General features: G+C 65.0%; 14 protein-coding genes. 5 read left to right on the top strand and 9 right to left on the bottom strand.

The genetic code is table 11. The features are described from left to right. Positions 1-99: 99 nt before the first annotated feature. From cowN to CEW87_RS06060, 3 genes are all read right to left on the bottom strand, one after another. Positions 100-405 (bottom strand): N(2)-fixation sustaining protein CowN, encoded by a 306-nt coding sequence (gene cowN / locus CEW87_RS06070; protein WP_108971890.1) that lies wholly within the window; start codon positions 403-405, stop codon positions 100-102. 86 nt (positions 406-491) lie between these two features. Then, positions 492-1,193 (bottom strand): Crp/Fnr family transcriptional regulator, encoded by a 702-nt coding sequence (locus CEW87_RS06065; protein ID WP_108971889.1) that lies wholly within the window; start codon positions 1,191-1,193, stop codon positions 492-494. Between the two features lie 100 nt (positions 1,194-1,293). Next, positions 1,294-1,782: a phasin family protein gene (locus CEW87_RS06060; protein ID WP_108971888.1), complete on the bottom strand. Its 489-nt coding sequence runs from the start codon at positions 1,780-1,782 to the stop codon at positions 1,294-1,296. A 408-nt stretch (positions 1,783-2,190) separates the two neighbouring features. On the opposite strand from CEW87_RS06060, the gene CEW87_RS06055 reads away from it, so the two are divergent. From CEW87_RS06055 to CEW87_RS06040, 4 genes are all read left to right on the top strand, one after another. Continuing rightward, positions 2,191-2,622, top strand: a complete 432-nt coding sequence (locus CEW87_RS06055) for a PaaI family thioesterase (protein ID WP_108971887.1) — start codon at positions 2,191-2,193, stop codon at positions 2,620-2,622. A gap of 41 nt (positions 2,623-2,663) precedes the next feature. Next, on the top strand, positions 2,664-3,002 hold the full coding sequence (locus CEW87_RS06050; protein ID WP_108976971.1) for a hypothetical protein: 339 nt from the start codon (positions 2,664-2,666) through the stop codon (positions 3,000-3,002). Positions 3,003-3,092: 90 nt separating this feature from the next. Further along, a complete protein-coding gene (locus tag CEW87_RS06045; RefSeq protein WP_108971886.1) occupies positions 3,093-3,974 on the top strand; it encodes a LysR substrate-binding domain-containing protein in 882 nt (293 codons plus the stop codon). Positions 3,975-4,232: 258 nt separating this feature from the next. Then, positions 4,233-5,285, top strand: a complete 1,053-nt coding sequence (locus CEW87_RS06040; protein ID WP_108971885.1) for a branched-chain amino acid transaminase — start codon at positions 4,233-4,235, stop codon at positions 5,283-5,285. Here CEW87_RS06040 and CEW87_RS06035 read toward each other — a convergent pair. The 5 genes from CEW87_RS06035 to CEW87_RS06015 form a co-directional block, all read right to left on the bottom strand. Further along, positions 5,230-6,540 (bottom strand): Glu/Leu/Phe/Val family dehydrogenase, encoded by a 1,311-nt coding sequence (locus CEW87_RS06035; protein ID WP_108971884.1) that lies wholly within the window; start codon positions 6,538-6,540, stop codon positions 5,230-5,232. The two genes, CEW87_RS06040 and CEW87_RS06035, sit on opposite strands and share 56 nt — an antisense overlap. Before the next feature lie 136 nt (positions 6,541-6,676). Beyond that, positions 6,677-7,600: a LysR family transcriptional regulator gene (locus CEW87_RS06030; RefSeq protein ID WP_108971883.1), complete on the bottom strand. Its 924-nt coding sequence runs from the start codon at positions 7,598-7,600 to the stop codon at positions 6,677-6,679. 129 nt (positions 7,601-7,729) lie between these two features. After that, entirely contained in the window at positions 7,730-8,101 is a 372-nt protein-coding gene (locus CEW87_RS06025; protein ID WP_199917129.1) for a cytochrome b5 domain-containing protein, read from the bottom strand. After that, complete coding sequence (locus CEW87_RS06020) at positions 8,101-9,369, bottom strand: ferric reductase-like transmembrane domain-containing protein (RefSeq protein WP_199917128.1); 1,269 nt, start codon at positions 9,367-9,369, stop codon at positions 8,101-8,103. Before CEW87_RS06020 ends, CEW87_RS06025 begins: the two co-directional genes overlap by 1 nt. Next, the gene (locus tag CEW87_RS06015) at positions 9,366-9,662 is read right to left on the bottom strand and encodes a hypothetical protein (protein WP_108971881.1); all 297 of its coding nucleotides are present in this window, start codon (positions 9,660-9,662) and stop codon (positions 9,366-9,368) included. The genes CEW87_RS06020 and CEW87_RS06015 overlap by 4 nt, the downstream gene beginning before the upstream one ends. Before the next feature lie 222 nt (positions 9,663-9,884). Here CEW87_RS06015 and CEW87_RS06010 point away from each other — a divergent pair, with 222 nt between their 5' ends. Further along, positions 9,885-11,396, top strand: coding sequence for an AMP nucleosidase (locus tag CEW87_RS06010; RefSeq protein WP_108971880.1), 1,512 nt, complete (start codon positions 9,885-9,887; stop codon positions 11,394-11,396). A 135-nt stretch (positions 11,397-11,531) separates the two neighbouring features. Here the strand turns inward: CEW87_RS06010 and CEW87_RS06005 are convergent, their stop codons facing one another. Further along, complete coding sequence (locus tag CEW87_RS06005; protein WP_108976967.1) at positions 11,532-12,701, bottom strand: glycoside hydrolase family 2 TIM barrel-domain containing protein; 1,170 nt, start codon at positions 12,699-12,701, stop codon at positions 11,532-11,534. Between the last annotated feature and the right edge of the window lie 218 nt (positions 12,702-12,919).

Here is a 12,919-nt window from a genome sequence, read left to right as displayed (position 1 = left end):
CAGGAGCGCAGCGCAAGGAACGGTGCGGCGCGCTTCTGCACTATAGCAATGTTCAATCAGGCATGACGCCCGCGGTCACCGGCAGCGGGCGGGAAGGGCTCAGAAGCACTGCTCCTCAAGCTGTTCCAGCAGGTCGAGCGCTTCCTGATCGTGATGACGTTCGAAGAGCTCGCGCACCGGGTTGACGAAACTAGCGAGCAGCAACAGATCGTCGCAGCGCACACCGGTCGTCGCGGCCCGACGTTCCTTGAACAGCTTGAGCAAGGGCTGCTCATCGGGATCATCACTCCGCAGACGGAGCAGGGTGTCCATCAGGCGACGCGCGTTGCCGTCGCAATCAATGCCCTTGAAGCTGACATAACGATCGGGTTGTGCGGCACAGCAGGGGGAGGGAGGGGTACTCATGGCGACCTGGCGGATGCGTTATCGGAGGCCACATCATCGCGCCCGCAAGCCTGCGCTGTCTGTCGCGTGGACGACGAAAAATCCAATCAGGACGGCATTCTTCCGCTTTCGCGCCAGTGCTCCAGCCGCTCCAGCTGATTCACCCGCAGCAGACGTCTGCCGCGACGCTCGAGAATACCGAGCCTGACCATCGCACTCAGCTGGGCGGAGACCGTCTGGCGGGTGCTGCCCAGCAACAGCGCAACTTCACCCAGCGACATGCCGAGCGGTGTCAGCCAGCCCTCCCCGTCGGGTGTGCCGCGCTGGCGCGTCGTCTCGGCAAGGTAGGCCGCAAGGCGTGCGCCCGCATCCTTCAGGGAAAGACGCTCGATGCGGCGGATGACGTCGTTGAGCAGCTTGCCCAGCGCACGCATCAGAAAAGGCGTCAGCCCCGGGTGATGCGCCATGCGCTCGGCGAAACGGCGTGTATCCATGGCCACAATGGTGCTTGCACCGGCACTGGCAAGATAGGCCGGTGTATGGGTACTGAAGATATCGCCAGACTCTAGGAAGGATAGCGTGATCTCGCGCTCGTCGCTGGCGAGATAGGCTCGCACGCGCCCGCTGATGACGATGAAGACCCGGTCCTGAGCGCTGCCGGGTGTAGCGATCAGTTCGCCCTTGGCGTACCTGATGTGTTCAAAGCCTGCGAGAAAACCCGCGCCGGCCTCGGAATGCAGAAATGCAAGAAACCCGGGCCGGGCCATCATGCTGGCAGGACGGTGATCAGGCGGGGGGATTTCGTGCATGGGCTCGCGTGGTACTGGCCTGGGGCCGGACGCGCCGAGAGCGCCCCGGCACGGTCCAGACCCTGAACGGCGGCGTGCGAACACCCCGCCAGATACATCCTCAGGCGGTTTTCTTTGCCTTCGGGGCAGGCGCTGCAGCGACCTCTGTCGACTCCTGAATGCTGTCGGTGATGGTCTTCAGGTTGGCCGAGGTCAACTCGGTCGCCTGCTCAGCGAGCTTGGTGAACATTTCGAGCATCGGATTCGTGCTCGGGGTGGTTTCGCCGAGCAGGGCCATTTGCTGGGTCACGACTTTGGAGATTTCCTGCTGCATGTCGGCCGTAATCTGGGTCACACCGCGAAAGTATTCCATGACCTGTTCCGTTGCCTTTGCCCCAAAGGGGCCTGCCAGATTCTGCATCTCGTTCATGTCCTTGATTTCGGTGAATGACTTGGAGGCTGCAATACCGTCCTGAAATGCCGTCTTTGCCGTCGCGAGATTCAGCGCGGAAAGGCGTTCGAGACTCGAAAGCGTGACCTCGGACAAGGTCGCGAACGCTTCGGTGCTCGTCTTCAGGGCTTTTGATTGCTCAGACGTGATCTTAATCATAATGATCTTCCTTGTGAGAGTACGTGTTTCGATGCTTCGGGGCAGGTCTGGCGCGCGCGTGAGTGCGATCCCGTCTTATTGCGAGTTTGTGGTGCGCCGCAACATGCTTTGGTCATTATGGCCGTAATCCGGCCATAGTCAATGTTTGATGCACACGCGGAGGCACTTCCCATTTACGTGTATGTCATACAGCTGACATCAGACCAGACACTGCGCCCGCGGGGCGTCCACACGGCCCACCTTACATCCCGTTTATTGCAGAATTGCCTCGGATTTGCGACATGGCGTCCAGCGAACCGGGACCTTCGAAGCAGCGGGCTCAGCGCGCGAAAGCGGGGCTGTCGACGCCGTCTTGCGCACGCCCGAGCGATTGGTATGCTGCATGAACAACACATCAGGAGACCCCGAATGAGCCAGCTTCGCCCCGAAATCACCCTCGAACTCCTCAAGCAGCGCGGCAGCGAATATCTGCCTGGCTATCTCGGAATCGAAATCCAGAGCATTGCCCAGGGTGTGCTGACCAGCCGGATGCCGGTGAAACAGCTGCACTTTGCGCCGAACAAATTTCTCCACGCAGCGAGCATCGTCGCCCTGGCCGACACCACCTGCGGTTACGGCACCATTGCCCATCTGCCGGCAGGGGCCGAATCCTTTACGACCATCGAACTCAAGAGCAACCACCTCGGCACCGTGCGCGAGGGCAGCATCGCCTGCGTGGCAACCGCCCAGCATCTCGGGCGCAGCACCCAGGTCTGGGACGCCGTGGTCACCGACGAGGCCAGCGGGCGCAAGCTGGCCCTGTTTCGCTGTTCGCAGATGATCCTGTGGCCGAAGGGCTGAACGCCGTCCATACTGAACAGGAGGATTTTGCGGAGCCTGAAATGCGACGCCACCTGACCCGAAGCAAGACCGCGCTCATCGTGATCACGCTGACACTGGCACTGTGCCAGCCGGTGTCTGCCCAGCAGCGGGAGCCGATAACAGGCGACAGGGGCAGCGACATGGTGGTGGATCTCGTCCTGGTGCGCCCGCTCGGCATTGTTGCCACGGTGCTCGGCACAGCAGGCTTCATCGTTGCCCTGCCCTTCACGGTGCCGAGCGGCAGCGTGGAGGACACCGCAAGGGAATGGATCGGTGCGCCGCTGGAATACACCTTCAACCGTCCGCTGGGTAACTTCGATACCTGCGGCGCCGACCGCCACCCCTGCGGCAGCCGCTAGCGCGACAATGCTTCGCCTTGAGCACGGCACCCGCCCACCCGATCGCGTGGCGCGTTACCATCGGTGCGGAATATCCACTGAAGTCCCTTCATGCATCTGCCTCCGCTCCAGTCGATTGTCGCTTTCGAGGCCGCCGCGCGTTGCGGCAGTTTTCTGGCAGCGGCGGACAAGCTGAGCCTGACGCCCTCCGCGGTCAGCCACCGCATCAAGGCGCTGGAAGCCTGGCTGGGCATCAAACTGTTCGAGCGCGGGCATCGCCAGATCACCCTGACCGCCGAAGGCCGGGACTATCTGGCCGAGGTGCAAAGCGCACTTGGCCGCATCGAAACCGCCAGTGCCCGCCTGCGCGGAAGCAGTAAGCACGAGCTGCGCCTGTCTGTTGCGCCCGCTCTGGGGGCGAAATGGTTCGTAGGTCAGCTCGCCGACTACCGCAGCGAACATCCGGAAGTCAGCTTCGTGCTGTCCACCGCGTCGACCCTGGCACCCGTGGCGGCCGGCAAGAGCGACCTTGGCGTGTGTTACGGCGAACCCCCCTGGCCGGGGCTGGAGGCCTACGAACTGCGCCGCGAAACGGTGTTTCCGGTGTGCAGTCCGACGCTCGCAGCGCAACTCGGCATGCCGGCCGATCCCGCACAGCTCGCCACGGTGCCCTTGCTGCGCCACCCGCTGCTCGAATGGAAACCATGGTTCACCGCGGCCGGCATCGACCGCGAAGAACCCGGCGAGGGCATGGTGTTCGAGGATGCAATGATGATGCTCGAAGCCGCTGCAGCGGGCGTCGGCGTGGCGCTTACCGTCGGTCTGCTCGCGCGCAGCTATCTGGCCGAGGGCAGCCTGGTCAGGCCTTTCGCACACCATGCCAAAGGCAAGGGCTTCTATGCCGTGCTGCGCCCGGAAGCCTACGAGCAACGCTGGGTACGGCACTTCGTGCGCTGGCTGCAGACCCGCGCTCGCAGCGAAGTATCGGTTTGAGGACCTTCGCACTCAGTTGAACGCTGTTCACCCGAACTGCCAGCGTTTTCGTTTGAGGCGCCGCACCAGCAACGGCAATCTGCTCACACCCGCCTCACTCGATCACCACACGGCCACGCACACACCCGTGCCCTGCCGCCGAAACCGATAGCCGTTTCTTCTCGTGGATCGAACACACCGCCATCACCGGTGTGCACCAACGCTCCCCGCACATGCGGCGCGGGCGTTTCCCCTTTTCGATCACACAAGGAGCACATCATGAGCATGGAAGACCGCGACGGCTGGATCTGGATGGACGGGCAATGGTTGCCCTGGCGCGATGCAAAGGTGCACGCACTGACCCATACCCTGCACTACGGCCTCGGCTGCTTCGAGGGCATCCGCGCCTACGCCACCGCAGACGGCCCGGCCGTGTTTCGTCTCGACGACCATATCGAACGCCTCTTCGACTCTGCCCACATTCTCGGGCTGGAGATGCCCTTCGACCGCGACGCCCTGCGCACGGCCTGCTGCGAAGCGATCAGCCGCAATGGCCTCGCCAGCGGCTATATCCGTCCGCTCGTCTTTCTCGGTGCCGAGAAGACCGGGATCGACCCCGCCGGCGCTGCGGTTCACGTCATGGTCGCCGCTTGGGTGATGAACGCCTACCTTGGCGACAAGGGCATGGAACAGGGCATCCGGGTGAAGGTGGCGAGCTTTGCGCGCCATCATGTGAACGTGCAGATGTGCCGCGCCAAATCGGTGTCGACCTATACCAATTCCATCCTCGCCTGCCGCGAAGCGCGTGCCGAAGGCTACGACGAGGCCCTGCTGCTCGACACCGACGGCTTCGTCGCCGAAGGGCCGGGGGAAAACGTGTTCGTGGTGAAGCGCGGCGTGATCTGGGAACCCGAGATCACCTCGGCGCTGGACGGCATCACCCGGCGCACGATCCATGCGCTGGCGCAGGAGGCCGGTTACGAGATCCGCGCCCGCCGCATCACCCGCGACGAACTCTATGTGGCGGACGAAGTGTTCTTCACCGGCACCGCGGCCGAGATCACGCCAGTGGTGGAAGTCGACCGTCGCCGCGTGGGCAAGGGTGAGCCGGGCGTAGTGACACGCGAACTGCAACGGCGCTTCTTTGCCGCCGTGCGCGGAGAAGACACGGGCCACGCCGAATGGCTGACCCGCGTCGGTTCAAGATGGCGTGCCGCCGGAGAACTGTTTCCCCGTTCCGGCGGCACGACCGGACAAACCGGTACAAGCCCCTCGATCAGGGGTAAAGACCCCGCTCGGCGCGGGCTTCGAGCACCCGGTGGCAGGCAATGATGAAAGCGGCAGTGCGCAGCGACACCTGCTTCTCGTCGGCGATCTGCCAGATCGCGTTGAAGGCGCCGACCATGATGCGCTCGAGGCGATCGTTGATCTCGTCCTCGGTCCAGAAGAAGCTGGAGAAGTCCTGCACCCACTCGAAGTAGGACACGGTCACGCCGCCGGCATTGGCCAGTACGTCTGGCACCACCAGAATGCCGCGATTGCGCAGGATGTCGTCCGCTGCCGGCGTGGTCGGGCCGTTTGCGCCTTCGACCACGATGCGGGTGCGGATGCCTTCGGCGCGCTGCGGCGTGATCTGGCCTTCGAGCGCTGCAGGCACGAGGAACTCGCATTCGAGACGCCAGAAGTCCTCGATATCGATCGCCGACGCACCGGCAAAGCCAGCAAGACTGCCCTTGGCGGCGACGTGGGCGAGCGCGGCCGGAATGTCGATGCCCGCCTCGTTCACCAGCGTGGCGGCGTGGTCGGCAATCGCGATCACGCGTGCGCCGGACTCATGGAACAGACGGGCGCCAATGCCGCCGACGTTGCCGAAGCCCTGCACCACGACGCGCGCGCCTTCGAGCGGCACATTGAGATGCCGCGCCGCTTCGCGGGCGGTGATGAACACGCCGCGACCGGTGGCCTCACGGCGCCCGAGGCTGCCGCCGAGCGCGATCGGCTTGCCGGTGACGACCCCGGTCGCGGTGCCGCCGCGATTCATCGAGAAGGTGTCCATCATGATGGCCATGGTCATCTCGTTGGTGCCGACGTCCGGGGCCGGGATGTCACGGTCGGGGCCGATGATGATGCCGATCTCCGAGGTGAAGCGGCGCGTGATGCGCTGCAGCTCGCCCTTGCTGACGCTCTTCGGATCAAGGCGGATACCGCCCTTTGCGCCACCGAAGGGCAGGCCGATCGCGGCGTTCTTGACCGTCATCCAGCCCGACAGCGCCATCACTTCATTGAGCGTGACGTCGGGGTGGAAACGGATGCCGCCCTTGCCCGGACCGCGCGACAGGTTGTGCTGCACGCGGTAACCCTCGTAGTGCGCAATCGTGCCGTCATCGCGTTCGATCGGCACATCGACAATCAGGGTGCGCTTGGGGTGCTTGAGGGTCTCGATCCAGCGCTCCAGGTCGCCCAGATAGGGCCGTACGCGCTCGATCTGCTCGACGAAGCTCGCCCACGGCTCGGGCGCAGCCGGATTGAGGTAGGACAGGCCGCCGATGCGGGCCTTGGCGTAATCGGAACCGGGCAATGCAGACATGTGCTTCTTCCGTGTGGGGAGTGAAGCACGCATTCTGCGCAGGTCAATATGGCATGCGGATGCTGTTGACTCATGCCGTCATGCGTTTGACGCATAACCATGCCAAACGGGCATGTGCTGCCTTCGATACCCGTAATCAGGCCGCAGTAGCGGGCGGCGTCACGGTCCCCAGCAGGTGTTCCCACAACTGCGCGAGTTCGGGTCGGGTGTTGGCGCGGTCGCGGTACAGGCGAACCTCCATGTCGAGGCTCCACTCCGGCCCGCCAGCCCCCACCAGATCGCCGCGCTTGAGCTCGCCACTGACTGCACTCTCCGGCAGGAAGGCCAGGCCATGACCTGCCAGCAGCATGGCCTTGAGACTTTCGGCCATGTCGGATTCGTAATGCAACGCGAGATGGGCTGGGGTCGTCGCGCGGTCGAGGATGGTGTCGACCATGCGACGCAGATAGGTGTTGGGGCCGTAACGCAGAAACGGGATCGGCGCATCCGGGGCACCAGGCAGTTGCCAGTGCCGGTCCTGCGCGACTGTGCGGGGAATGAAGGGACGCACACGCTCGACGCCCAGAGTCAGGCCCTCGAAGCGCGCCGGATCGAGCCACACCGGGTGCGACGCGTGGTGATAGCACAGCAGCAGATCGCAGCCCCCTTCGACCAGCGTCATCACCACGTCGTGGACATTGCCCGCCATCAGCCGCGTCGGCAGCTCGCCAAAACTGTCCTTGAGCTGGCCGAGCCAGCCGGGAAAAAACGCGAACGCCAGCGTATGCGGCACGGCAAAGACCAGCGCATCGCTTGCGACCGCCTGGTAGCCGCGCACTTGCGCACGCGCCGCGTGCAGACGCTTTACGAGATCGGCGGCCGGCCCCTTGAAGGCCTCGCCCGCAGGCGTGAGCCGGGTGGGATAGGTACTGCGATCGATCAGGGCAACGCCGAGCCAGGCTTCAAGCGCCCGGATGCGGCGCGAGAACGCCGGCTGGGTGACGTGGCGCTGCTCGGCCGAGCGCGAAAAGCTGCCGCTGGCGACGAGACTCAGGAAGTCCTCAAGCCATTTGAGTTCCATATGCGATTACCCGAGATTCATTGCGAATGCCGATGCGCGAAGGCTGCGACGCCTCATTCTAGAGACAAGCACGCGCACTCGCACCGAAGACTGCATTCCGCCAGCCCGCGGCCTCACGCGCCGGATCATTCACCCCCGTTTCAGCGTCCCGATATGGAATTTCGGCAGCAGTGAGTCGGCATAGGGCGAGTGCGGCCGTCCCTTGGTCTTGGTGAGATAGGCCTCGGAGGCGTCCTTGCCGCACCACGGCGTGATCACATCCGGATCGGACGGGTGCTGCGGCAGATAAGTGCTGAAATCAAAGACATCGGTGCCGAGAATCATCCAGCAATCGGTCGGACTGTTGTGGCCCGCCACCTCGACTGCAGCGATCTGGCGCCCGGCTGCCGCCGGCTTCACGTCGGCCTCGGCAGCAGGCGTCGTGAGCAACAGGCTTGCCACCCAGAATCCGCCAAGCGCAAGGCAGAACACCAGCGTGGACGAAACGAAGAGTTTGCGCATTATCGGAAATCGAACCTTTCAAAGTGGATGGAGGTGCCCGGCACGCCGTGACGGTCGAGCGACGCACGCGCAGCATCGACCAGCGGCGCCGGCCCGCACAGGTAGACGACGCGCCCGGACAAGCCCTCGATGTTGCCGAGCAAGGGGTCGAAATCGGGCGCGCCATCAGCACGGATGGTGATCAGTGTAAGCGCGCAGTCGGCCGCCGCAAGTGCCTTCAGCTCCTCAAGGTAGGCCGCATCGGCATCGCTGCGGTAAAGATAGATCAGCGTGGTCGGATGCGCGAGGCGTTCGCGCCGCAGCGCAGCCAGAAACGGGGTGATGCCGATGCCGCCGGCAATCCACAACTGGGCACTGGAATGGCGCCCGGCCAGAAAGTTGCCGAAGGGGCCTTCCAGCCGCACCAGCACGCCGGATTCGAGCGCCTGCACATGGGTCGAGCACGGCCCCAGCGCCTTGATGCCCACCGCCAGGCTGCCATCGGCGCCGATGCCGCTCACGGTGAAGGGGTGGAACTCGCCACAACCGTGGAAATGCGGGCCATCACCGAAGGCGGCAAACACGAACTGGCCCGGCACCACTCGTATCCGCGCGCCGCAGGGCTCGATCACTGCTTCGATCATCCGCGCCGCAGGCTTCACCACGCTGCGCACCCGGTAGGTATGGGCAGCAATGCCGAGATCCACCCCGAACAGGCGCCAGCACAGGGCGAGCACGGCCAGTGCCATGAAGAGCCAAAGCGCACCGGGCTCGCCCAGCAGGGCCCACACATGGAGCAGCCCGCACAGCACGCCGATGCCCGTGAGGTAATGAAGCGCACGCCAGCGCCGGTAGGGCAGATCGAGGCTGAAGGTCGTGGCGAGACCGGTCATCAGCAGCAGCAGCCCGGCCCAGCCCAGCCATAGCGGCCAGCTCTGGAACCAGGGCGCCAGCGCCCGCCATGCGAGTTGCGGCGACTGTGCCCAGGCATCGAGCGCGATGGCCAGCGGATGCAGAAGCAACAGCACATAGGCAAGCGTCCCGCTGCGATGGTGCCAGCGATACTGAACGTCGAGCCCGCCGAGGAGTGCGGCCAGCCGCGGCCCCCTGACCATCAGCAGCAGACTGCCCACCAGCAGGCCGGTGCCAAGCCAGGCCGATACGATGCCGACGCTGCGCCAGGGCGGCAAACCCTGGGGCAGCGCCCATCCGGCGCCACTCAGCGCAAGCATCAGCAGCAAGGCGGGCGCGATCATTTCATTGAGCGGGAAGCGGAACCGCGTGTTCATTTCAGCCTGCCTTCGGCACGCAACTGATCACACACGGACTGCCGACGCGGGCTCAGCACGAGGCCGGCGCGATCTGCCCTGGCCTGCAGTTCGGCATGGTGTGCTGCTACATAGGCGGAGCAGGCCTCGTAGGCGTCAAAGCCGCGCAGACGGCGCTGATGCTCGATGCGCTCGTCGGGCGTCATCAATTGCCACCCGAACACATTGTTCTCCACCGCCCGCCACGGCCCCGGATACACCGGCGCGGCATATCCGGCGAGCAGGACCAGGATCAGGAAAAGGCGACGCGGCATGACGGACTCTTTGCGATCGACGCACTGTAGACGGGGAAGCATCCAAGTTCACCATAGCCCCCACGCATCACCAGGGATATGCGTCAGATCAAGACCTTGTCGCTGAACGAGCGGCCAGTGCGACTCCGGATCCTGTGCCCGTTTGGCCGGGCTTCATCCTATCCACACAGAACTGCGCTACGCTCGGCCTGAATCGAACCGACAATCCAACAGGAGGCAGTCATGGCCCCCGAAGTTCATGGCGACGCGCCCTACTTTGCCCCTTCGCGCTTCGACGATCCGGTCGCTGCAATGGCCCGTGTAAGCGAGATCTACGACAGTGGTGTTTCCCACCTGCGCAATGCGCTGCAGCGCTTCGTGGCCGGCGACAGCGTCGGCCGTCATGTGCGTGCCTGCTATCCCTTCGTGCGCGTACGCACCGATACCGTGGCGCGCGCCGATTCCCGCCTGTCCTACGGCTTCGTTGCCGGGCCCGGAATCTATGAAACGACGCTGACGCGGCCCGGACTGTTTGCCGACTACTATCCGGACCAGTTTCGCCTTTTGCTCGAAAATCACGGTGTTTCGCTGGAGATCGGCAGCAGTACGCAACCGATCCCGCTGCACTTTGCGATGACCGGCCAGGACCACATCGAAGGTCAGCTCGATCCCGTGCAGCGCCAGCGCCTGCGTGACATCTTCGATCTGCCCGACCTCAACGCGATGGACGACGGCATCGCCAACGGCACCTACGAGCCGCCGGCGGGCGAACCCCATCCGCTCGCGCTGTTCACCGCCCCGCGGGTGGATTACTCGCTGCAACGCCTGAACCACTACACCGGCACCGCGCCCGAGCATTTCCAGAACTTCGTGCTGTTTACCAACTACCAGTTCTACATCGACGAGTTCATCAAGCTGGGCCATACCCTGATGCAGGAAAACACTGCGGATCACGGCTACAAGGCCTTCGTCGAGCCTGGCAACGTCATCACCCGCCGCGCTGGCGAGACCGCGCATCCCGGCGATGAAGCGGGCACGGCACCGCCGCGCTTGCCGCAGATGCCGGCCTACCATCTCAAGCGCAAGGGGCGCGGCGGCATCACCATGGTGAATATCGGGGTCGGCCCGGCCAACGCCAAGACCATCACCGATCACATCGCAGTGTTGCGCCCCCATGCCTGGATCATGCTCGGCCACTGCGCGGGCCTGCGCAATACACAGGAACTGGGCGACTACGTGCTGGCACACGGCTATGTGCGCGAAGACCACGTGCTCGACGAGGAGCTGCCGCTGTGGGTGCCGATCCCGCCGCTGGCCGAGGTCCAGCTCGCGCTGCAGGCCGCAGTAGCTGACGTGACCAAGCTGAGCGGCTACGAACTCAAGCGCCTGATGCGCACCGGCACCGTGGCCAGCACCGACAACCGCAACTGGGAGCTGCTGCCCTCCCATGGCGGCAACAGCAGCCCGGAGCGCCGCTTCAGCCAGAGCCGTGCGGTCGCGCTCGACATGGAGTCCGCCACCATCGCCGCCAACGGCTTCCGCTTCCGCGTGCCCTACGGCACCCTGCTGTGCGTCAGCGACAAGCCCCTGCACGGCGAGATCAAGCTCCCTGGCATGGCCAACCAGTTCTACCGCGAACGCGTCGATCAGCACCTGAGAATCGGCATCCGCGCCATCGAGCTCCTGCGCGAACAGGGCGTGGACAAGTTGCACAGTCGCAAGCTGAGAAGCTTTACCGAGGTGGCGTTTCAGTAGACCACGAACGCATCCCGAGCCTGGCATTCAACAGGCTCGGGGCCCGCGCACCAGACTCAGTACAGCGGCGTCGGCAACTCGATCACAAGCGTATTGCGATCGACGCTTCCGCCCGACAGGCAGGGAAGGCGTGCGTCATGGGGCTCGAACCCGGAAAGGCAGATTGGCCGTCGCGGCCTTGCCGCCAGCGCCCCTGACGGTGATGAACAGGCGATAGGCGCCGGGCTGCTTCGGGGCAAGAAAACTCACCTGGCCGTTGTCCGAGCCGAGGAGCGGGACATCGACCCGCGCGGGCGCAGCCTCGTTGTCGCCACCAAGGCGCAGGTCGGTGGCCTCGGCCCGCACGCTCCACTCCGTGCTCAGACGCACATCGTCGGCGCTGCGGGCGTCGACGCCGGCCGACACCCTCGCGCCCGGCGCGAACACGTCGGCCGAGATGCCCACGCCGAGAATCGTCGGCGCCCGGTGCAGGGGCGGGCGCCCCCAGGCCTCGGCCAGCGCATCGGTCATCTCGGTGAGGCTGCCGTCGGCCAGCAGCAGGCCGTGCCAGGTGGCGGTCTGCTCCTGCTTGGCGCCCCACAGGAAGGGAAACACCCCGCGTACCTGCGGTTCGGCGTGCAGGGCGGCCAGCGCCTTGCGATAGAAGTCTGCCTTTTCGCGGCTGGTGAGTTCTACCGGCGCCCCCCAGGGCTTGCGCCCGGCCTGCCACTGACCCAGCGCACCGAGTTCGGAGACGACAACCGGCTTGGTGATGCCCGCACTACGCAGGCGTTGTGGCAGGTCAAACACCGCGCCAGCATAGAGATTGATGCCGAGCAGATCGACATTGGCACAACAGTCCGCCAGCAGCTTGAGGCGGTCGAGACTGGTGTCGGCCACCACCATCATCGTTGGGCGGCCGGGGTCGAGTGTCTTCACCACCCCGGCCAACCGGTCCACCTCACGCCACGCAGGCATGGGGTCAGCCTCACCGGTTTCGACTTCGTTACCCACGCCCCAGGCAACGATCGCCGGATGGCTGCGATAGCGGCTGACGAAACGGCGGATGTCGGCCTCCTGCGCCTTTCGCGCCGCGGCATCGTCGAGGCGGAAGCCATGGCGCGGATGCCCGACCCACAGGCCCATCACCACCTTGAGCCCCAGTTCCTGCGCCGCGTCGAGCACCCAGACGTCGGACTCACGATAGACGCGGATCACGCGCGCGCCAGCCTCGGCGAGCCGGGTCAGCGCCGCACGGTCGCCCTCGAACGCCGCCCCCTGCCACTGTGGGCCGGAAGTCTGGGCGGGGGCTGCACCGGCAAACATGGACAGCGCCAGCGCAGCGGCAATGCGACGCCAGACCGCAGGGCGCAACGGAAACAGGGAGTGATCGCGGGTCGTGGACATGATGGCCATGAACGATGGAATGTGGCTGTCCGACCACGCCCCCGGCCTAAAGGTTCTGGGCGCTGCATCAAGGCAGCCATCGTGCCTGCACTCAGCGCGGAACGGCGCCGACAACTGCTCGCCCGACGCCGGGCATG

Origin of the sequence: Parazoarcus communis (assembly GCF_003111665.1) — a bacterium.
Lineage (GTDB): Bacteria > Pseudomonadota > Gammaproteobacteria > Burkholderiales > Rhodocyclaceae > Parazoarcus > Parazoarcus communis_B.
Note: the sequence above shows the minus strand (reverse complement) of the source record. Positions and strands in the feature narration are given on the sequence as shown.

Excerpts from the sequence above, each read along its gene's own strand:
- CEW87_RS06030 (WP_108971883.1), bottom strand. The coding sequence starts at position 7,600 with ATGGAACTCAAATGGCTTGAGGACTTCCTGAGTCTCGTCGCCAGCGGC.
- CEW87_RS06035 (WP_108971884.1), bottom strand. The coding sequence starts at position 6,540 with ATGTCTGCATTGCCCGGTTCCGATTACGCCAAGGCCCGCATCGGCGGC.
- cowN (WP_108971890.1), bottom strand. The coding sequence starts at position 405 with ATGAGTACCCCTCCCTCCCCCTGCTGTGCCGCACAACCCGATCGTTAT.
- CEW87_RS06020 (WP_199917128.1), bottom strand. The coding sequence starts at position 9,369 with ATGAACACGCGGTTCCGCTTCCCGCTCAATGAAATGATCGCGCCCGCC.
- CEW87_RS06025 (WP_199917129.1), bottom strand. The coding sequence starts at position 8,101 with ATGCGCAAACTCTTCGTTTCGTCCACGCTGGTGTTCTGCCTTGCGCTT.
- CEW87_RS06055 (WP_108971887.1), top strand. The coding sequence starts at position 2,191 with ATGAGCCAGCTTCGCCCCGAAATCACCCTCGAACTCCTCAAGCAGCGC.
- CEW87_RS06015 (WP_108971881.1), bottom strand. The coding sequence starts at position 9,662 with ATGCCGCGTCGCCTTTTCCTGATCCTGGTCCTGCTCGCCGGATATGCC.
- CEW87_RS06065 (WP_108971889.1), bottom strand. The coding sequence starts at position 1,193 with ATGCACGAAATCCCCCCGCCTGATCACCGTCCTGCCAGCATGATGGCC.
- CEW87_RS06060 (WP_108971888.1), bottom strand. The coding sequence starts at position 1,782 with ATGATTAAGATCACGTCTGAGCAATCAAAAGCCCTGAAGACGAGCACC.
- CEW87_RS06040 (WP_108971885.1), top strand. The coding sequence starts at position 4,233 with ATGAGCATGGAAGACCGCGACGGCTGGATCTGGATGGACGGGCAATGG.
- CEW87_RS06010 (WP_108971880.1), top strand. The coding sequence starts at position 9,885 with ATGGCCCCCGAAGTTCATGGCGACGCGCCCTACTTTGCCCCTTCGCGC.
- CEW87_RS06045 (WP_108971886.1), top strand. The coding sequence starts at position 3,093 with ATGCATCTGCCTCCGCTCCAGTCGATTGTCGCTTTCGAGGCCGCCGCG.
- CEW87_RS06050 (WP_108976971.1), top strand. The coding sequence starts at position 2,664 with ATGCGACGCCACCTGACCCGAAGCAAGACCGCGCTCATCGTGATCACG.
- CEW87_RS06005 (WP_108976967.1), bottom strand. The coding sequence starts at position 12,701 with ATGTTTGCCGGTGCAGCCCCCGCCCAGACTTCCGGCCCACAGTGGCAG.